14 protein-coding genes are annotated in these 21,133 nt (G+C 47.2%); 12 read left to right on the forward strand and 2 right to left on the reverse strand.

Annotation, left to right across the window (positions count from 1 at the left end; all coding sequences use genetic code 11):
• The first annotated feature begins 135 nt into the window (after positions 1-135).
• The 10 genes from purH (at position 136) to FS628_RS27270 (ending at position 14,004) form a co-directional block, all read left to right on the forward strand.
• Complete coding sequence (gene purH / locus FS628_RS27225; protein WP_145326175.1) at positions 136-1,683, forward strand: bifunctional phosphoribosylaminoimidazolecarboxamide formyltransferase/IMP cyclohydrolase; 1,548 nt, start codon at positions 136-138, stop codon at positions 1,681-1,683.
• 129 nt (positions 1,684-1,812) lie between these two features.
• Positions 1,813-3,078 carry a phosphoribosylamine--glycine ligase gene (purD, locus tag FS628_RS27230; RefSeq protein WP_145326177.1) on the forward strand — a complete coding sequence of 422 codons (1,266 nt, stop codon included), beginning with the start codon at positions 1,813-1,815 and terminating at the stop codon, positions 3,076-3,078.
• 649 nt (positions 3,079-3,727) lie between these two features.
• On the forward strand, positions 3,728-5,065 hold the full coding sequence (locus tag FS628_RS27235) for a hemolysin family protein (RefSeq protein ID WP_145326179.1): 1,338 nt from the start codon (positions 3,728-3,730) through the stop codon (positions 5,063-5,065).
• Positions 5,066-5,296: 231 nt separating this feature from the next.
• On the forward strand, positions 5,297-6,379 hold the full coding sequence (locus tag FS628_RS27240; protein WP_036606063.1) for a hemolysin family protein: 1,083 nt from the start codon (positions 5,297-5,299) through the stop codon (positions 6,377-6,379).
• Positions 6,380-6,632: 253 nt separating this feature from the next.
• Positions 6,633-7,583, forward strand: a complete 951-nt coding sequence (locus FS628_RS27245; RefSeq protein WP_440131315.1) for a ring-cleaving dioxygenase — start codon at positions 6,633-6,635, stop codon at positions 7,581-7,583.
• Positions 7,584-7,597: 14 nt separating this feature from the next.
• Complete coding sequence (locus FS628_RS27250) at positions 7,598-8,203, forward strand: alpha/beta hydrolase (protein ID WP_145326313.1); 606 nt, start codon at positions 7,598-7,600, stop codon at positions 8,201-8,203.
• 304 nt (positions 8,204-8,507) lie between these two features.
• Positions 8,508-10,799 carry a beta-glucosidase family protein gene (locus FS628_RS27255; protein WP_145326181.1) on the forward strand — a complete coding sequence of 764 codons (2,292 nt, stop codon included), beginning with the start codon at positions 8,508-8,510 and terminating at the stop codon, positions 10,797-10,799.
• Between the two features lie 242 nt (positions 10,800-11,041).
• A complete protein-coding gene (locus tag FS628_RS27260) occupies positions 11,042-12,046 on the forward strand; it encodes an alpha/beta fold hydrolase (protein WP_260871216.1) in 1,005 nt (334 codons plus the stop codon).
• Between the two features lie 63 nt (positions 12,047-12,109).
• The gene (ilvA, locus tag FS628_RS27265; RefSeq protein ID WP_145326183.1) at positions 12,110-13,402 is read left to right on the forward strand and encodes a threonine ammonia-lyase IlvA; all 1,293 of its coding nucleotides are present in this window, start codon (positions 12,110-12,112) and stop codon (positions 13,400-13,402) included.
• Positions 13,402-14,004 (forward strand): GNAT family N-acetyltransferase, encoded by a 603-nt coding sequence (locus FS628_RS27270; protein ID WP_260871217.1) that lies wholly within the window; start codon positions 13,402-13,404, stop codon positions 14,002-14,004. The genes ilvA and FS628_RS27270 overlap by 1 nt, the downstream gene beginning before the upstream one ends.
• A 150-nt stretch (positions 14,005-14,154) precedes the next feature.
• Here FS628_RS27270 and FS628_RS27275 read toward each other — a convergent pair whose 3' ends face one another.
• A complete protein-coding gene (locus FS628_RS27275) occupies positions 14,155-15,123 on the reverse strand; it encodes a hypothetical protein (RefSeq protein ID WP_145326186.1) in 969 nt (322 codons plus the stop codon).
• 315 nt (positions 15,124-15,438) lie between these two features.
• Here FS628_RS27275 and FS628_RS27280 point away from each other — a divergent pair, with 315 nt between their 5' ends.
• Together FS628_RS27280 and FS628_RS27285 are read left to right on the forward strand one after the other, a co-directional pair.
• Complete coding sequence (locus tag FS628_RS27280; protein WP_186327994.1) at positions 15,439-18,597, forward strand: copper amine oxidase N-terminal domain-containing protein; 3,159 nt, start codon at positions 15,439-15,441, stop codon at positions 18,595-18,597.
• Positions 18,598-19,051: 454 nt separating this feature from the next.
• Positions 19,052-19,957, forward strand: a complete 906-nt coding sequence (locus tag FS628_RS27285) for an AraC family transcriptional regulator (RefSeq protein ID WP_145326188.1) — start codon at positions 19,052-19,054, stop codon at positions 19,955-19,957.
• A gap of 26 nt (positions 19,958-19,983) precedes the next feature.
• Here the strand turns inward: FS628_RS27285 and FS628_RS27290 are convergent, their stop codons facing one another.
• Positions 19,984-20,796, reverse strand: a complete 813-nt coding sequence (locus FS628_RS27290) for a DUF1129 family protein (protein WP_145326189.1) — start codon at positions 20,794-20,796, stop codon at positions 19,984-19,986.
• Between the last annotated feature and the right edge of the window lie 337 nt (positions 20,797-21,133).

Here is a 21,133-nt window from a genome sequence, read left to right on the forward strand (position 1 = left end):
GTGTGAAAATCCCTTTATTAACTGTATAACAGAAGTCGAATATTGGTACGCATTTTGTGATATTTCTCGGGAAATAAATCGGCTGTGTTTCGTCATGAAACGCGAAGCCATGGGACATTAAAGGAGGAGCATATTGTGAGTATCAAAAGAGCGCTTGTCAGCGTATGGGATAAAACAGGCATCGTGGACTTTTGCCGCGAGCTGTCGCAAATGGGTGTGGAGATTATTTCGACAGGAGGTACAAGCAGCCTGTTGTCGAAGGAAGGCGTACCTGTCATCGGAATTTCGGATGTGACCGGATTTCCGGAAATCATGGACGGACGTGTCAAAACATTACATCCAGCAGTGCATGGTGGGTTGCTGGCTGTTCGTGATAGCGAAGAGCATAAGCGCCAGATGGAAGAGAACGGACTGGATTATATCGACCTCGTTGTCGTAAACCTGTACCCCTTCCAAGATACCATTGCCAAACCGGATGTTACGTACGAAGACGCGATTGAGAACATCGATATCGGTGGTCCAACCATGCTTCGTTCTGCTGCCAAAAACCATGCTTTTGTTAGTGTCGTTGTTGACACAGCAGATTACGGCAAGGTGCTTGAAGAAGTGCGCAGCAATGGAGATACCACACTCGAAACACGCAAACGGCTTGCGGCAAAAGTGTTCCGCCATACAGCGGCTTACGATGCAGTTATTTCTGACTATCTCTCCAACCTGAACGGTGATCCGTTGCCAGAGCGTCTGACGGTTACTTACGAAAAACTCCAAGATTTGCGTTACGGCGAAAATCCACACCAGCAGGCGGCATTCTACCGCAAACCGCTGGCTGCTCAAGATACGTTGACAACAGCCGAACAATTGCATGGCAAAGAGTTGTCTTACAATAACATCAACGATGCGAACGCAGCATTGCAGATTGTCAAAGAGTTTGAAGAACCGGCCGTTGTCGCGGTTAAACATATGAACCCATGCGGCGTGGGCATTGGCGCAAGTATCTATGAAGCTTACAGCAAAGCATATGCTGCAGATCCAACGTCGATCTTTGGTGGCATTGTGGCAGCGAACCGCATTATCGATAGTGATACAGCAGGCAAATTGAGCGAGATTTTCCTGGAAATCGTACTTGCTCCTGACTTTACGCAAGAGGCTCTCGATATCCTGACGAAGAAGAAAAACATTCGTTTGCTCAAAACGGGCGAACTGAATGCTGCTCGTAAACGGGAGAGCCAATTCGTGGTTACGTCCATCGACGGCGGTATGATCGTGCAACAGTCCGATGTGCACTCCATTGAAGCAAGCGAGCTGAATGTGGTTACGGATCGTGCGCCATCGGAAGAAGAACTGAAACAGCTGTTGTTTGGCTGGAAAGTAGTTAAACACGTGAAATCGAACGCGATCGTACTTGCGGCGAATGATATGACCGTAGGTGTGGGCGCTGGACAAATGAATCGTGTGGGTGCAGCCAAAATTGCGATTGAGCAAGCTGGCGAGCAAGCAAAAGGTGCTATTCTGGCATCCGATGCTTTCTTCCCAATGGGTGATACGCTGGAACTGGCAGCAAAAGCCGGAATTACAGCAGTGATTCAACCTGGTGGTTCGATCAAAGATGAAGAATCCATCAAAGTAGCGAATGAATACGGAATTGCCATGGTCTTCACAGGCGTTCGTCACTTCAAACACTAGAGCGAAAAAGGTTTAATAAGGGGTGTCGCCAGTCATATTTATGACTTATGGTACACCCCCTCTTTTTTAGGCTTATCAACACGCAATAACGTAACAAATCCAGTTATGCACGGAGGGGGAACAGAACGAATGGATATTTTGGTAGTAGGCGGCGGTGGCCGGGAGCATGCAATCATCTGGGCGCTGGCGAAAAGTCCGAAGACAGACAAGATTCACTGTGCACCGGGAAATGCAGGTATTGCTCAGCTCGCAGAGTGTCATGCCATTGCGGTGAATGAATTCGATAAACTGACAGCTCTTGCTGTAGAGCTTAGAGTGGGATTAGTGGTTATTGGTCCGGATGATCCGCTGGCGGATGGGATCGTGGATGCATTTGATTCGACAGGTATTCCGGTATTCGGACCCCGTCGTAATGCAGCAGAGATCGAAGGTAGCAAGACGTTTATGAAGGATCTACTGCACAAATACAACATTCCAACCGCAGCCTATGAGAAATTCGATAATTACGAACAGGCACAGGCTTACCTGAATGAGCAAGCGATTCCGGTTGTCATCAAGGCAGATGGATTGGCAGCGGGCAAAGGTGTGACGGTAGCTTATTCCCGTGAAGAGGCTGATAAGGCACTTCGCAGTATTATGGTGGAGAAAGTATTTGGTGAAGCAGGAGCCAAAGTGATTATCGAGGAATTCCTAGCAGGGCAGGAAATGTCGATTCTGGCTTTTGTCGATGGTGAGACGGTTCGTCCAATGGCTGCAGCACAGGATCACAAACCTGTATTCGATAATGACCAGGGGCCAAACACAGGCGGTATGGGTACATATTCACCATTGCCACATATCCCTGCATCCATTATTGAAGAAGCCGTAGAGACAATCATCAAACCAACAGCCAAGGCCATGGTATCCGAAGGGCGTCCGTTCCAAGGCGTGTTGTTCGCCGGGCTGATGATTTCACCAGATGGTAAACCTAAAACGATTGAGTTCAACGCACGTTTCGGTGATCCCGAGACACAGGTTGTTTTGCCACGATTGAAGAGTGACTTGTTCGATATCTTCTGGGCGACCGTTCATGGCAAGCTGGCAGACATTGAAATTGAATGGAGCGATGAAGCCGCGGTATGTGTGGTGCTTGCTTCAGGAGGTTATCCGGGTCCTTATGCCAAAGGTGTAGTCATTGAAGGACTGGATCAAGTGCATGATGCCGTGGTATTCCACGCAGGTACAGCGCGTAGTGAAGCAGGAGACTGGGTCACGAATGGTGGACGAATCCTGGGCGTAGTTGGCCTTGGCGCGGATATTGCAGAAGCTAGAAACAAAGCCTATGCACAGGCGGAATGTATCCATTTTGATGGCAAACATCAGCGGACGGATATTGCTGCCAAAGCACTGGTGTAGGATAAATAGGAGAGCCCGTAAAGATGTGCGCCGTAAGGTTGTTGCATCCTGCGGGCTCTTTGTTGCGTATATAGATGTATGCTATGTAAACGCACATGTTTAATGACCTAAATTAAAGGGTAGTAATTTTATAAATTGGACTATACTAATTATGTGAAGAATATCACATTATAAGTTAATACCAAACATATTATATAAAGTTCGTAACATACATAAAGACTAATTTGTGAACATTAAACTGTAAGCTTGTGCCAAACCATAACGTGCAACTGGATGGTTGTGCTGGAATCATGGTATACTTTTCGGAAACAGGAATGCGTATGAGGGGAGGTGGATATCTATTGGGTAGGCGATATTGTAAATTGTCCAAATGGCGAATCTAGGTGGAGTTAAGCGAGGAACAATTGACAGCATGAGGGGTAACCCGATTTGAATGGAGAAGTTTCTGCAAGTCATTGACTTCATCTTGAATTCCTGTTTTGTATTTTACAAGGTCAAACCGTACGACATATACAAATATGATCATTATTCGATTTCATATAAGGCATAAGCCGTGATGAACGACAAACAGCGGATGAATGGTTAACGTAGTTAACGCATCACGCTGTAACTATCTCTGGAGGTGAATCCCTGAGAAACGGGGAAATCATTGGACATAATTACCATATTGAATATCGCATTACTTATTATCTTGATTGCATTGACTGCATTTTTCGTAGCATCAGAGTTTGCTGTAGTCAAAATTCGTACATCAAGAGTGGATCAACTGGTTGCGGAAGGCAATAAAAAGGCAGTACTCGCCAAAAAAGTTGTCTCGGACCTGGATTATTATCTGTCAGCCTGTCAGCTCGGTATTACGGTCACCGCACTGGGACTGGGTGCACTCGGAAAACCGACGGTTGAGAGATTGTTATATCCGGTATTCAATTATTTAGACGTACCTGCTTCAATCTCGTCGATTGCTTCTTATGCGATCGCCTTTATACTCGTCACGTTCTTGCACGTGGTTATTGGTGAGATGGCACCCAAAACGCTGGCAATTCAGTTTTCGGAAAAACTGACATTGATGCTCTCCCCATCGCTATACTGGTTTGGTAAAGTCATGTATCCGTTCATTTGGGCGTTGAATGGAGCCTCACGTGTTCTTCTGCGGGGATTCGGTGTGAAACCTGCGGAACATGATCAAGCTTACTCGGAGGACGAGATCAGAATCATTATGAACCAGAGTTATGAAGGTGACGAGAACAACAAGACCAAGCTTTCATATCTGGAAAATGTATTTGTGTTCGATGAACGTGATGCCAAAGACATCATGGTCCCGCGCACGGAACTGGTGACATTAAGTCAGGATATGACCTATGACGATATTATTCCTATATTGGATGAACATAACTATTCACGCTACCCTGTCATCGAGGATAGGGACAAGGACCGTATTGTCGGCGTCGTGAATGTGAAAAAGATTTTGCCTGACATGGTTGCTGCAAGATCGTATCAACTAAGTGAATTCGTTCGCGAGATCCCGTTCGTTTCCGAAGTTACAAGTATCCAGGATGCGATGATAAAAATGCAGCAGGAACGTGTACACATGGCCGTGGTCGTGGATGAATACGGCGGTACCTCGGGAATCATTACAATGGAGGATATTCTGGAGGAGCTTGTCGGTGAGATTCGCGATGAATTCGATGCTGATGAGGTGGCCGATATTCAGGAGACCGGAGAAAATCAATATCTCATCAACGGCCGGGTACTTTTGGATGAAGTGGAGCGGCAGTTCGGACTTGTCTTTGAAGGAAATGAAGAGATGGATACTGTTGCCGGCTGGATTCAGTACCAGAAGGGTGTAGGTGTGGAAAAAGGCGACACGGTAGAACATGGTGATTATGTCTGGACCGTTGTGGACACCGAAAATTATCACATCAAGCAAGTTCTTCTGGAACGAGTGAGCGATGCGCAGGTTGAGGAAGCTACAAGCGATCTGGCGTGATATTGCTCGGAAATCTCTTGAAACTTTAAATGTTTTTGCGATAACGTAGAGGACAGAATAGACTGAAGAAGCGAAGCGTCCGCCTTTATCACCGGATTTTCCCCTTTTATATAAGGAATAAAAAAATCTGGGGATAACAGCGGTCGGAAGGTTATTCTGTCATCGGAGTGTTCTGAGCAACCTTAATATAAATTTTACTTGGAGGTGAATCCCTCAACCTGAGGGAAATCATTGGACGGAATAATAGCCTTGAATTTATTTTTAGTAGCCGTATTTATAGGTCTGACAGCCTTTTTCGTTGGAGCCGAATTTGCAATTCTTAAAGTACGGATGTCCCGAATCGATCAATTGATCTCGGAAGGGAACAAAAAGGCAGTACTGGCCAAAAAAGTGGCGCACAACCTGGATTATTATCTGTCTGCATGTCAATTGGGGATTACCATCACGGCGCTGGTATTGGGAGCACTGGGTGAACCTACCGTTGAGAAAATGCTGCATCCGCTGTTTGAGCGAATGGAAGTTCCAGCGGCGTTGTCTACCGTGCTTTCCTACGGTATCGCTCTGGCAATCATTACGTTCCTGCACGTAGTTATTGGTGAATTGGCACCGAAAACCCTGGCGATCCAGTTTGCAGAGAGAATGACGTTGTTGCTGGCACCACCACTGTACTGGTTCGGTAAAATCATGAATCCGTTCATCTATGCATTGAATGGAGCTGCACGTCTGTTGCTTGGCATATTCGGTGTAAAACCTGCCGGACATGATACCGTTCACTCGGAAGAAGAGCTGAAGCTGATTATGGCACAGAGCTATGAGAGTGGCGAGATCAACCAGACGGAGCTGGACTACCTCAAAAACATTTTTGCTTTTGATGAGCGTCTGCTTCAGGAAATTATGATTCCAAGAGATAAAATCGTTACCTTGAATAAAGAAATGCCGATTGATCAGATCATTGAGACGCTGAATCGACACGAATACACGAGATACCCTGTTATTGCGAATGGGGATCAGGCTCATTTTGTTGGCTTCATTAACACGAAAGAAATGCTGACGAGTGTGGCTGCGGGCAGAGACTTCAATATGGAGACATTTGTTCACAATACGCCGAGTTTTTCCGAGCGTTCTCCAATCAAGGATGTACTGATCCAGATGCAGCAAAGCCGTGTACACATTGCAACCGTTAAAAACGAGGCAGGTGCTACGGTAGGTATGGTTACGATGGAGGATATCCTTGAAGAGATTGTCGGGGATATCAAGGATGAATACGAGCACAAAGATTTGGTGAATCCACCAAAAAGAATGAAACTGGTTTAAGAAGCAGTGATACAAATGTAATACACGAATAACGAAGCAACGTAATCGTTCTAACGGTAAGCAGGTTCCCGATGTGATCGGGGACCTGCTTTTTGTATTAAATCTTAATTTTAAAATAAAAGCTTGCATAATGTAGTCCAATGGATTAATATAAATTTAAAGAATCTTAATTTAAAGATAAATAACGAAAAAGCAATAAATAAAAGAAGCAAAAACAACCTATGATACAACTAAAACCAAGGGAGTGGAGATTATGTTCAGAACTTCAGGAATTCATCACATTACAGCTTTTGTAGACGATGCACAGAAAAATGTTGATTTTTACGCAGGTGTATTGGCACTCAGACTGGTGAAAAAAACAATTAACTTTGATGCACCTGACGTGTATCACTTGTATTACGGGAATGAGCAGGGTGCACCGGGCACAATCATTACCTTTTTCCCACAGCAAAATTCAAGAAGAGGTGTCATTGGTTCCGGTCAGACTGGAGTTACCGTATATGCGGTTCCTGTAGGAAGCCTGCCTTTCTGGAAAGAACGTCTTGCTTCCTTCGATATTCCATATGAAAATAAAACCAGATTCGGTGAGCAATACATTCGTTTCTTCGACAAAGGCGGTCTGCTGCTTGAACTGGTTGAGCGCGAAGGTGGTCAGCCAAGCAGCTGGACTTTCAACGGTGTGACACCGGAGCATGCCATCAAAGGATTTGGCGGAGCCGTATTGTTCAGCCACGTTCCTGAGAAAACCATGGACGTCTTGGTGAGCAAACTGGGTCTGGAGCAAGTCGGTGAAGAGAACGGACTCCTTCGTCTTCAGGCAAGTGGCGATATTGGTCAGATCATCGATATTCAGTCCACAGGCATCCAACGCGGGATTGGCGGAGCCGGAACAGTCCACCATATTGCATGGCGTGCGAAAGATTACGCGGAGCATGAACAAATTCAGCAGGATCTTGAACAAACGGGATATCATCCAACGCCGGTCATTGACCGTCAATATTTCAACGCTGTGTATTTCCGGGAGCCGGGAGGTATACTGTTCGAACTGGCTACGGATCCTCCGGGATTTGCACGGGATGAACCAGCAGAGAGCATGGGTGAGAAACTGATGTTGCCTGAATGGTATGAGCCACAGCGCGAGCAGATTGAACAATTGTTGCCACGAATTGAAGTACGTGAATGGAAAGGAGAGTCCAAATCATGACCACAACCAATACAATGAAACATATCTATAAAGCAGGTGCTCAGCCAGATGCGCCAACAATCCTGTTGCTTCATGGCACAGGTGGAACCGAGAATGATCTGGTTGGTCTGGCGGAGATGATCGCACCAGGAGCTGGCATACTTGGGGTGCGGGGGAACGTATCGGAGAACGGGATGCCCCGTTTCTTCCGTCGCTTGGCCGAAGGTGTTTTTGATGAAGAGGATCTGATTGCTCGTACGGCTGAGCTGAGATCTTTTGTCGATGCAGCTGCGGTAGAATACGGCTTCGATCGGTCCAACGTGTATGCACTGGGTTACTCTAATGGTGCCAACATTGCGGCAAGCCTGATCTTCCATCAAACAGATGTATTCAAAGGTGCAATCTTGCATCATCCGATGGTACCGCTGCGCGGACTGGAATTGCCGGATCTGAAAGGTCTGCCGGTGTTCATTGGTGCGGGCGAGAATGATCCGATTGTGCCAAGACGTGAAACGGAGGAACTTGCTTCGCTGCTCAGCGGTGCAGGTGCCGATGTAAACACGCATTGGGAGCGTCAGGGTCATCAGTTAACTCGTACCGAAGCAGAAGCTGCGGCAGCTTGGTTTAAGACACAGGCGTAAATTGGGTGTTTCCTTATTGAATGAGCGGTATGTTTAATCCTAGGTATTGTTAAGCTAAAGCAGTTAAAAACAGCCCTGATTGTAATTGAAATCGGGCTGTTTTTTTATATTTTTATTGTTGGGTTGTGAAGCAAATGAAGAGCCGCTGTTATGTAAGCGTGACGAGTGGGGTAAACATTTGAATATGCAACAGTTGACGATGTATTCTTGTTATATTACATCTGGGGATACAGCGATCGGAAGGTTGTTCTGTCATCGGAGTGAAGAGTGAATTGCATCAACATCATGAACTGGAGGGGTTAATGTGGAACGTAACATCAAGGAACTGGTACAGCGTATGACACTGGAAGAAAAAGCGGGCATGTGCTCGGGACTGGACTTTTGGCATCTGAAAGGGGTGGAGCGTCTTGGCATTCCATCCATCATGGTGACGGACGGACCTCATGGGCTTCGCAAGCAGGATGGGAGTGCGGATCATCTAGGTCTGACGTCGAGCGTGCCTGCAACCTGTTTCCCGTCTGCGGCAGGACTGGCTAGTTCATGGGACAAGGAGCTGGCGCGTCAGGTCGGGGTGGCTTTGGGAGAGGAATGTCAGGCCGAGGATGTAGCGGTACTGCTTGGACCCGGTGTAAATATTAAACGTTCCCCATTAGGCGGACGTAACTTTGAATACTTTTCCGAAGATCCGTTGTTATCTACGCAGATGGCTACCGGTCATATTCAGGGTGTGCAGAGCCAGGGTGTGGGTACGTCTCTCAAACACTTTGCAGTTAATAATCAGGAAGAACGGCGCATGTCGATTGATGCGGTGGTGGATGAACGGACGCTGCGCGAGATATATCTGGCGAGTTTCGAAGGTGCGGTGAAGGATGGACAGCCGTGGACAGTAATGTGTTCCTACAACAAGGTGAACGGTACGTATGCAGGTGAGAATGAATGGTTACTTACGGATATTCTGAAAGACGAATGGGGTCACGAAGGTCTTGTGGTATCAGACTGGGGTGCGGTCAACGAACGTGCAGACGCACTTGCAGCAGGACTGGAACTGGAGATGCCAACAAGCGGTGGAATCGGTGAGCGTAAAGTGATTGATGCCGTAGAGAGCGGACAACTGCCGCTGGACAAGCTGGATCGGGCGGTGGAGCGTCTGCTTACGCTGATCTTCAATGCTGTTGATCAAAAGCAAGAAGGGGCTACATATAACAAGGATGAGCATCACCACCTTGCGCGCAAGGTGGCAGCCGAGAGTATGGTTTTGCTGAAAAATGAAGAAGGTCTCCTGCCGCTGGAGCGTGAAGGCGAAGTGGCGTTAATCGGGGCATTTGCGCGTAAACCTCGCTTCCAGGGCGGCGGCAGTTCCCATATTAATCCGACCAAAGTGGATGATATTGTGGAAGAGATGACACAGGTGGCTGGCGAAGGTGTAACCTTCTCGTATGCCCCGGGTTATCGGATTGAAGCGGATGATGTGGATGAAACGTTAATGCATGAGGCTGTTCAGGCAGCACAGTCGGCGCATACCGCCGTGGTGTTCGTCGGATTGCCGGATCGTTATGAATCCGAAGGGTATGATCGTGCCCATCTGCGTCTGCCTGACAATCATATTCGGTTGATCGAAGAGATTGCAAAGGTTCAATCACGTGTGGTCGTGGTTCTGAGTAACGGATCCCCAGTGGAGATGCCATGGCTGCCTCAAGTACAAGCAGTGCTTGAAGCTTATCTTGGTGGACAGGCCGTTGGTGGAGCGATAGCTGATCTGTTGTATGGAGAGGTGAATCCGTCCGGTAAACTGGCAGAGACATTCCCTGCCAAGCTCAGCCATAATCCATCCTACTTGAATTTCCCGGGTGAAGGGGATCGTGTTGATTACCGGGAAGGCATCTTTGTTGGTTACCGCTATTATGACAAAAAAGAACTGGAGCCACTGTTCCCGTTTGGTTATGGACTGAGTTATACGACATTTGAATATGCAGATCTGAAGGTAGATCGCACAGAACTGACGGATCAGGATGAAGTGAATGTACATGTTCGGATTACCAATACCGGAGATATCGCTGGCAAGGAGATTGTACAGCTGTATGTCAGCGACATACAGAGCACAGTTATTCGTCCGGTCAAAGAACTGAAAGCTTTTGCCAAGGTGGCTCTTGAACCTGAAGAGTCAAAAGTAGTGAGCTTTACACTAAACAAGCGTTCATTCGCCTATTACAACGTAGATATGAAGGACTGGCATGTGGAGACCGGAGAGTTCGATATTCAGGTAGGCAGTTCCTCACGGGACATTCATGTGCACACACGTGTGAACGTAGAGTCTACAGCGACATTCCTTCCAACCTATACGCGTAATAGTACATTGGGTGATATCCAGCGTAATCCTGCTCACAAACAGCTGTTGGGCCAAGCTTTGCAACAATTCCAGGAAGCCAGTGGGTTCGGCGGTGATGATGCCGGGGATCATGCAGATATGATGGATGCGATGATGAAATATATGCCACTGCGTGCACTGGTTGCGTTTAGCGGTGGGGCCATGACGGAAGAAGCGATGAATGAACTTCTGGAGAAGCTGAACAACAAGGATCATGGTATTCGGGGATAAGGGGCTGCGTCCTTAAACCGAGTATGCGTCCATCCTGGCTTAAGCGATTATGCAATCCGTGCAGGAATTGCGCACGAAGCAACAAGAATGTGTATGAGGGCCAGCCGCATAGTGGCTGGGACAGTTACCCGATCCGATCATGGATCGGGTTTTCTTTTTCACAAGAAAAAAGGAGGCTTATCAGAACGGTGGGGTGGGGAATGATCCTTAAAACGTGATAGAAGTGACAGGACGGCTGTAACTTGCTGAGCAACATGGTTGTCGTAAAGCATGGATTATTCTATAATGAAGTAATTGATAATCATTTTCAATTAGATTCGGTGAAAGATGACTATGCACGTAATCAGGAGGGGAACATGAATCCTAACCCTAGCTCACATACGTTTGGTTCAAGTGCGTTTGTTCAGACCCGCGATGGTCGCAAACTACATTATATGTCCAGGGGAACAGGCGATCTGACAGTGGTGTTTGAGTCCGGTATGGGCGCCTCCAGATCGAACTGGGGACTGGTTGCACCAGCCATTGCTGAGCATGTACGCGCAGTCGTGTATGATAGGGCAGGCGCAGGACGAAGTGACGTCGACTCGGCTCCGCGCAGTCTTGAACGCATTGCAGGAGATCTAGGGGATCTGCTGACTGCGTTGGGCCCGGGCCCATTCATTCTGGTTGGACATAGCTGGGGAGGTCCAATCGTACGGGCTGCTGCGGCTGCACATCGGTCTCGATTACGAGGTATTATTCTGGTTGATCCATCAGACGAGCATTGTGAATTGTATTTTTCGAACACGGCCAAAAAGAGTTTTGCCCTCAATGGTTTCCTCATTCCAATCATGGCGCGCACAGGCTTATACCGGTTGCTCGGCAGCAAGGCTGGACGCGTTCAGCCTGACGATGTGGCGGCGGATCACCTCAAGGAGGATTTCACTGTACAGGCAGCCAGCACGATGCTTGCGGAAGGCAAAACATTTCTGAATGACATGGCAGCGCTGCTGGAACATCCTCCAGCTCTGGGTGATCTGGAAGTCAGCGTGATCTCGGGTACGAAACCGGGCAAGGCAGAGGGGAAAATCAGACCAGCCCTCATCACGGCGCATCGCCATACGGTGAGCCAGTTGTCTAATGGGAGATGGATTGGAGCCGATCAGTCCGGTCATATGGTTATGTATACAGACCCACAGGTCATTATTGATGAAATTTTACGAATGATAAATGATGAGAGCTCAGGCGCAAGAACAGAACAAAAGTGATACAATACAAAGAAAAGCAGTGCGCGACATTGCTAGACCATAAAAGCGGAGTGTGGAGACAACATGAAACCAGTTGAACAAGAACCAACGGGAACCACAAGTCCCGGTCGTGCCAGTGTTGGCATGGAAGATATCGTGCGCGCACATCATGTGCTGCGTGAGGTCATTGTAAGAACGCCGTTGCAGCGGGATGCTGTATTGTCGGCCAAATATAACTGTAATGTGTATCTGAAAAGGGAAGACCTTCAAGTGGTGCGCTCGTTCAAAATTCGGGGCGCCTATAATATGATTCGCAGTCTGACACCAGTCGAGATGGAGAAGGGTATTGTCTGTGCGAGTGCAGGCAACCATGCTCAAGGTGTTGCTTTTAGCTGTAATGCGCTCGGGATTAATGGCAAAATCTTCATGCCGAGTACAACGCCGAACCAAAAGGTGAAGCAGGTACGCCGCTTTGGCGGAAACAACGTTGAAGTGGTGCTGATCGGAGATACGTATGACGATGCTTATGCAGAGGCAATGCGTGCATGTGACGAACAGGGCATGACGTTCATCCATCCTTTTGATCAACCCAAGATCATTGCAGGTAATGGTACGGTAGCGATGGAAATCATGGAAAGTCTCGATGAGAATGCCGACTACGTGTTCGTCACGATTGGCGGCGGTGGGCTGGCAGCCGGCGTGGGAACCTATATGAAGACCGTGAGTCCAGAGACACGCATCATTGGTGTGGAGCCACTTGGGGCAGCTTCCATGAGTGAGGCGATGTTCCGCAAACAGGTTGTTACACTGGATGATATTGATAAATTCGTGGATGGTGCCGCGGTGAAACGGGTTGGTGATCTGACCTTTGAGATCTGCAGCAGTGCACTGGATGACATTGTGAAAGTGCCAGAAGGTAAAGCCTGCACGACCATTCTGGAGCTTTATAATGAAAATGCAATTGTAGTCGAGCCTGCTGGTTCCTTGGCTGTTGCGGCGCTTGAGCAATATCGTGAGCAAATTGTGGGCAAGACGGTGGTCTGCGTGATTAGCGGCGGAAACAACGATATTGACCGGATGCAGGAGATCAAGGAACGCTCCCTCATCTATGAAGGTCTGAAGTATTATTTCATGGTTAATTTCCCGCAGCGTGCAGGAGCTTTACGTGAATTCCTGGAGGAAGTTCTAGGGAAGAATGATGATATCACCCGGTTCGAATATACGAAAAAGCATGATAAGGAAAATGGCCCTGCCTTGGTGGGCATCGAGCTGATGTACAAGGAAGATTATCACCCGCTCATTGAACGCATGAACCGCAAAGGTATCGCCTATACCGAGCTGAACAAAAATCTTAATCTGTTCAACATGTTAATCTGATGAATGATTCCAAGATGCAATCAGATCACCACGAAACATCTCCTCTGATCAGACCTGCGCGCATAGAAGATGCAGATCAGGTCATTCCATTGCTGTATCAGGCGATAGGGGACATTGCATACGCGCTTGCAGGTGAGGCGGATCATGAGAAGGCGATGCAGATTTTGCAGGAGTTCTATGTGCAGGAAGACAACCGGATTAGCTATCGTCATGTGACAGTGATGGAGCAGGATGGGCTGATCGCGGGGATTCTGGTAGCCTATGATGGCGGAGAAGCAGATCGTCTGGACCAGCCGATTCTGGATCGACCTGGACGAAGCCGGGAAGAGAAGTATGCTTTGGTTAAAGAAACCCGTCCGGGGGAGTATTATCTGGATACTCTCTCGGTAAGTGAAGCTTATCAGGGGCAGGGCATCGGCCGGGCGCTGATGGCTGCTTTTGAGCAGCAGGGCAGAGAGCTGGGCCACTCGCAGGTATCCCTGATTGTAGAACGGGACAACGGCCGTGCGCAAATGCTCTATGAACGGCAGGGATATGTCAAAGACGATGTGATTGTCATTGCGGGACATGCGTATAATCATATGGTCAAACCGATTCAATAGTACAGAGCGCTGACGGATTAGTCAGTTTTGATGATAGAAGCATGAAGAAAACCGCCATAGGAGCGAATCCTGTGGCGGTTTTTGTTGTGGTTATCTGTTGGGATTTAGCCTGAATTTTGGCCCGGATATTAACTCTGGGAACGGATTAACTCAATAATTCGCATAGTCGCTGACCGGCACATTCTGCTCCAGCCATTTCTCCACCGCAGCTGTTTTCTCATACTTCGATTCCTTAACCACGTCCATAAAGGCATCCAGCTTAGTGAGGAATTCACTATCGACGGATGCAAGACGCTGCAAGACGCCGTTGTAGCCTCTTTGGGCGTTCGCAACCATTTTGTTCGTGTCATAATCAAACAGCGGTGTATTGTTCAGCCCATAAAAGGTATACAGGGTATAACTGTTTAACAGATTATGCACCTGCTTAGCTCGATTTGATTTTGGATGCAGTTCCAGGAATCTTTCCTGGCCGAGTGCTCGAAGGAGAATTTCCTGATAGCCAATGACCAGAGCACCGTCATCCGCAGGCAAGTTTTTCGTTTCCCTTGTCATGATACTGATGTAGCTAGAGATATCTTCTTTAATTTCAGAGTTATATTTCACGAAAGCCGCATAATTCATTATGGGATAGAGGGAGCCTTCGAGCATGACGAGGCGGTAGCCGCTGTCACGGGCTTCTTTTAACAGTGCACGCAGATCAGAGTCCTGGGTACGCTCCATGAGTTTGGTGAGGCTATCATTCAACTTGTAGGCCTTGATCATCTTGTCCTGAACGTTAGGAACGAGCAGACGGTCCGTCATAGCGCTTAGCGCCTTCAGGCGAGCATTCTCCAATTGAAGCACCATCAGGGTGGCGTGATGCTTTGTTACTTTTTTGATATGAGATTCGAGATAGGTATCCGCGGCAGGCAAGCCGTTCTTTTTGTAGAGCATGGATTGAAATGTTTTATATATCGTTGTTGAACTGGCAGTCGTGACTTTGGTATCTGTACTGGAAGAAGCGGCAACAGCGACTCCGGATAATGGAGCGACAGCCGTTTGGAGTAGCAAGACAATGGCGGTAGCTGTAATGAAGGTGCGCATGCCTGTACGTTTGGCAGATTGAAACGATGATGTCATAGATATGAACCTCCCATAGTTGAGAAAATGATAGGCGTTGTTCACTAGTTACTTTACATTAACCCAATTGGGGCAGGATGTGGTTGCGGAATGGTGACAAATTCTTCTGTTATTTTTAACTTTTGGAGGGTGAAGATAGAGGAATGTATCTGCGAAAATATTTTTTGTACAACTGGAAACCTTTGAGCTGATCAGAACGTCTTAGTTGTGCATAGGAAAATACAGGAATTAATGAAATGAACAGCGAATCTATTTCGATGTTAACTAATTGCGAGAATGGGGATATGGGATATGAGGAAAGCGGGAGGAAAACAAGTGAAGAAGGTAATGTCAGCGCTGGCTGTATCGGCCATGCTGATGTCCGCACTTCCAACGTCAGTTATGGATGCAGCTGCGAGAATCAGTATATATATTAATGATGCAGAGTTATCATCTGCTCAGGCACCTGTCATGAAAGGCGGACGTGTACTGGTTCCACTTCGGTCGATTTTTGAAGGATTGGACGCGAAGGTATCGTACACCAACAGAACCAAAACGATTGTTGCAACTCGCGATGATCAGGAAGTTACTTTGAAACTCTGTTCCAAAACGGCATACATCAACGGGGAAGCGATCTCGCTGGATGTACCTGCGAACACGATTAAGGGCAACACGATGGTTCCAATTCGTTTTGTCAGTGAAGCTTTTGGAGAGAAAGTATTCTGGAACTCGCGCAATCAGCGTGTAGATATCAAGACAACCGCAACGCCTCCAGTGGATGAGACACAATATGCTGCATGGAACATCTACGGTTCGGTATCTGGAAGTAATGGAGATGGTCGTGACCTGACCGTGAGCTTCACACGTCCAACTTCAGAGAAGGCTGTATCTGCTTACCGAATTATGCTGGTGAAAACTCGCGATGTGAATAGCTTTACGGAGTCGGCAGCGTCTGCCGTACCTTCTGCGAACTATACATCGGTTACACCGAATGGCAGCAACCCGAAACTGACACTTAATGCACAGACGCGTGACGTGAACGGGGATTTGCTCAATAGCAATGAAACGTATCGCCTGTATGTACTGACTGTTGGAAACAGCAGCAATAATTATAAAAATGCATTGAACTGGTCTTCCCAAGCATTGAAGCTCAATAATGTGAAATCCACAGTACAGGCGGTTACAAGTCTACGTGCTGCAGATGTTAGCGACTATGGCGATGGACGCGATCTCGAGATTAACTTCACTCAGCCGAGCACGACATCGAACATTACGTATTATCGTGCTTTTGTAGTCAAAGCGAAGGACTCTTCCGCATTCAATCTGGCTGCAGCGAATAAAGTATCCAGTGCGAACTCCACGATCATATACAAAGGCAACACTGCTGCGGTCAAAAGCAAGCTGACTTCTTCGACACGGGATACGTCCGGCGAATTGATCAAAAGTAACACAGCGTATGTTGTCTACATCCTGTCGGTAAGCACAAATACAACGACAGACAGCAAGCTGTCCGCAGCATCATCTTCACTTACGCTGTCGGTGAACACAGCAACTTCTCCAGTGATTACACAGGTGAGAGACAACTCGGATTATGGAGATGGTCGTGATATTCAGTTGAGCTTCAACCGTTCATCGGATGAGTCCAAGGTGGCGAACTACCGTGTCTTCGTGGTGCGTAACTCGGTTGCCAGCAGCTTCAATCTGACGACTGCAAGCAATCTGTCTTCCAGTCTGTACTATACGGTGAACAAAACAGGCAACAACATTACAACGACTTTGCCTTCGTCGATGAAGGACACAAGTGGTTATAACGTGACGAATCTGCAAGATTATCGCATCTTCGTGATGGCCGTGGGCAACCAGCAGAATGGATACACCAATGCGCTGTCAGCTTCCTCTACGGTTCTGAGACTGACTACAAACGGCAATGCGGGAGTTATCAGCAACCTGGCTGTTGCGGATATCAGCGACAACGGTGATGGACGTGATCTGCGGGTTTCTTTCAACAAAGCTGCGGATGAATCCAGAATCTCTGGATATCGAGTATACGTTGTACGCTCCGGTAATGCGGGCAACTTCACCTTGAGCTCAGCCAACGCATCGAACAACTACACTCAGGTGAGCAAAACGGGTGGTAATTTGTCAGTTACGCTTCCTAGTAATGCGTATGATACAAGCGGGAATTGGATCACCAATGGTGTTTCTTATCGTGTATTCGTTATGTCAGTAAGCAATAGCGGGAACTCAAGTCAAAATGCGTTGTCTTCATATTCTTCTCAGATCACACTGACTGCGAACACGGCTGTTACCGCTCCGACCAGTGTGACTGCAACGGACATCGCGGATAACGGAGATGGACGTGATCTGCGAGTGACATTTAACCGATCGTCGAATGAGACGAACGTGTATCATTACCGTGCATTTGTAGTCAAAACATCCAACTTGGGTGGATTTAATTTGGCGGAAGCTAATCGGAACTCCAATTTTAAAGTGGTAAATAAAGCTGGAGGAAGCGGAAATTACACGGTGACTTTAGACGATACCAAGGCAACAGATGGTTCAACTATTCGCAATGATGAAAACTATCGCATATTTGTGCTCGCGGTAAGCAATAGCGGTAACTCATCGAATGTACTGTCAACTGCCTATGCAGATGTTAGATTGTCCGTAACTAGTGCAGTAGGAGCAGTTACAATTACTAAAATCGATGTTAAGAACGAAGATCAAGCAGCTGGAAATGTAACTGATGCGACTGTTACATTTACGAAGCCCAATCCTGAAACAGGCATTGGACGGTATGTGTTAATGGTTGTACCTGCCACAACGGCATTTGATCTGAATGCGGCCAAAACAACTGCAAAATCCAGTTTTGCAACAGCTGTAACGTCAAGTCCAACAGATTTGCCCCTTTCGTTAAAGGACAGTAATGGTAATGAGATTAAAGCTGGAATTTCTTACAGAGTGGTTATTCTATCCGAATCTTCTGACACTAAACGTGAATCGAATATGACATCGTCGACTCCTTTCACGATTAACGCGAAAAAACAGGCACCAGCACCTGTCGATAAGGTAACGGGTGTAAATGCATCTTTAACTGGTAATTCAATTAATGTAAACTTCACTAAGCCCAACGAAACCGGGATTGCTCGTTACGATGTGTACATTGTTAAAGCGGCTAGCAATTCAGGTGCTGCAGGGAAAGCATTAACCAATGTAAGTACTGGTGGTACTCCAGGGACAGCGACAGTAGATATCAGCATTGTAACCAAGGATTCAGATGATGTAGCTTTCGAATCAGGAAATTACAAAGTCATGGTAGTTGCAGTGGCGAGTGATCTAACGAAGAATACATCTGTCAATTCAGATCTATTTACTTTTCCTATTACGATAGCTTCTTCTGGAACCGATAATGGTACACAAACATCCAATACGGATAGCGGAACAAATGCTTTGAGTGGTACTGGTGCGCAAGCATCTGCTGGAGAAACTCCATAAAAATAATCAAGATTTAATGTTTGGGTGCATCGATCATTTGGATACCTGATACAGGTAGTGAAGGGCACGGAATCGATTTTGAAGAAGCGGTAGCGTTCGCCTTTGTCTCCTAATTTCTACCTTTTAGAGGTAATCAAGAAAATTTGGAGACAACAGCGATCGAAGGAACGATCCGTGACCGGAACGGCCAATCAGAGAAGTAAAATCTGTTATTCAGTAAAGTAAAATGCTAACTCCCTTTCCAAAAGAGAAGGGGAGTTTTTTTGTTACCATATTGAAAATCTTGTCGCCAAAAAGGTTCCTTAGACCATTGTTACATCGAGAACAAATAATGGATAATAAAGGGAAGTTGGCTATATGGATCGAACTAAACATTTACACGAAACGGAGTGGCCAGTGTAAATATCTTTAGTTCACCTTATGTAGAAGCCTATGAGGCGAAAGGAATGATGCAATGCTTGCATTTCGTTTGACGGGCCTGCCAGATTCTCGGTTGCCGCTATACCTGTATTCTGTGGGCTCACAGGAAGAGAAAGTTCTGCATAGACCGGATGGATTTCCGGTGTATCAGCTGTTTTTGTCACGCGGCATCGAAGGGCAGTTCAGGCTACCGGGAAAAGGGACATGGACGATGGGAGCGGAGCAGTTATTCATCGTGGAACCCGAGGTTGCGCATGAGTATGTACCTCATTCCAATTCAAAAGGGGAGCTAGGTTATATCGGTATTGGCGGTGCATCGGCGGGATCGGTGCTTCAATCCGCGGGTTTGCTTCAGATCGAGCCTTGTCACATCTCCGGTTTTGAAATCATCTGGTCACGCATGACAGATCTCTGGCACGCACTGAATCAAGGAGTAACGGAGATGTGGAACACATCAGCCCTCATCTACCAGCTTATTTTGGATATAGCACAATCCAAAATCCCCTCTGATGTTGGTGTCGTAGGTACTGGATCATCTATGGCCGAGGACGTGGTTGTACCACGTTCTAATCAGGAGTCCGATCCGGGCAAGGAGGCGCTCATCCGAGCAGTAGCATTGATGCATACGCACTACCAGGACGACCTGTTATTGAAACATGTAGCTGACGCAGTGGGTTATTCGGTGCAGCATCTCAACCGATTATTTCACCAGCATTATGGTGTGACAGGACATCAGTATATGCAGCGATTGCGTTTACATAAGGCTTCGGACTGGCTGGATAACCATCCACGAGCAAGTGTACGGGAGGCGGCAGAGACCGTAGGCATGGAAGTGAACTATTTCATTCGGATGTACAAGCGAGAGTTTGGAGAGACGCCAGGCAAAGGAATCAAGCATCGCAATCAACTCCAAATGGAAAAAGACCTCACGAATTCGTGAAGCCCCTTAATCGATCATATACCATGTTATGCTTTTTTCTTCTCTCCAAAGAACGGACGTAACGTTGCAAGTCCCACAACTCCGATTACAGTGCTCACCCATGGAGCCAGCGTAAATACCGGAAGTTTATCACGCAGTGGATACCCTACAAACAGCACAAGTACCACGATTACGATATAGATGATGATTCCCTTAAGGTTAACCTTAGGTATGGTGTTCTTGTCCGCTCCTTCATCATCCGGTCGCTCTGCAAGGCGACGAAGCATCTCAACCAGAGCAATCCCGCCTATAGCGGCAACGATCAGTGAGAATAGGCTAATATGCTGGAAAGGTTCTGTATCTCCGCCAGTCCAGCCTACGAACAGTCCAACGCCACCTTGGATCAGCATGACAAAAGATAAAGCCGCCCACGCGATCATGGCATACCATTTCGGTGTCCGTTTCACTGGTCCTGAATTCTCAGTTGGTTGCGGTTCCACAACGTTGGCTTTCTTTTTTGCTGAAGTTGATGGGCTTGTACTACGGGATGGACCACGTTCACCCACCTCAACGGCAGCCATCTTCCCAGGAGTTGTACCTGTTACCCCGAGCTGGGTATGGATATCTTGCTCCAGATCAGCTCCATATAGCTCGCGAGCGGGCTTGTTATCCTTCTGAGCCTGTACGATCGCTCTTCCTGCGGAGAGAATCCACTCTTCCTGTACTCTCTCATCTGCTGGCGCATGGCGCGCAATCGTGCTGATATGGTCATACAGTTTCACATTTTCAGGTGTCATCCGACTCATCTCGGTAATTTGCCGATTCTGTATTTCTTTAAGCTTCTTATAGGAAATCCCCAATGACTGCTCCCCCTGTCTACACACGTTCTGATCTTCCAAAAGTCCGAAGACCCTGACGGTATTTTAGTATACGGGAAGGGCTCTCGTTTCGCAAAGTCATTCCTTATAAAAAAGCTGTTCATGGTGAGCCCATATCCACACACAGGCCAGTATGACACAGGTGCACAACAGCACCAGTTTTCCGTGATGTTGAATCCACTCCAGTAGATGTTCCATGAATTCATTCCTTTCGGCGGAAGGATTTCGAGGCATCTCTGCCTGCATTTTTTATGGCTTATTTTCCCCGGTTCATGTAAAAAAATACCCCACGCCTTCCAGTTCTAACGATTGTGTGAAG

The organism is Paenibacillus xylanexedens, assembly GCF_007676705.1.
Classification (GTDB): domain Bacteria; phylum Bacillota; class Bacilli; order Paenibacillales; family Paenibacillaceae; genus Paenibacillus; species Paenibacillus xylanexedens_C.

Coding starts and splice junctions, on each gene's coding strand:
- purD (WP_145326177.1), top strand. CDS start 1,813: ATGGATATTTTGGTAGTAGGCGGCGGTGGCCGGGAGCATGCAATCATC.
- FS628_RS27245 (WP_440131315.1), top strand. CDS start 6,633: ATGTTCAGAACTTCAGGAATTCATCACATTACAGCTTTTGTAGACGAT.
- FS628_RS27250 (WP_145326313.1), top strand. CDS start 7,598: ATGAAACATATCTATAAAGCAGGTGCTCAGCCAGATGCGCCAACAATC.
- ilvA (WP_145326183.1), top strand. CDS start 12,110: ATGAAACCAGTTGAACAAGAACCAACGGGAACCACAAGTCCCGGTCGT.
- FS628_RS27270 (WP_260871217.1), top strand. CDS start 13,402: ATGAATGATTCCAAGATGCAATCAGATCACCACGAAACATCTCCTCTG.
- FS628_RS27275 (WP_145326186.1), bottom strand. CDS start 15,123: ATGACATCATCGTTTCAATCTGCCAAACGTACAGGCATGCGCACCTTC.
- FS628_RS27285 (WP_145326188.1), top strand. CDS start 19,052: ATGCTTGCATTTCGTTTGACGGGCCTGCCAGATTCTCGGTTGCCGCTA.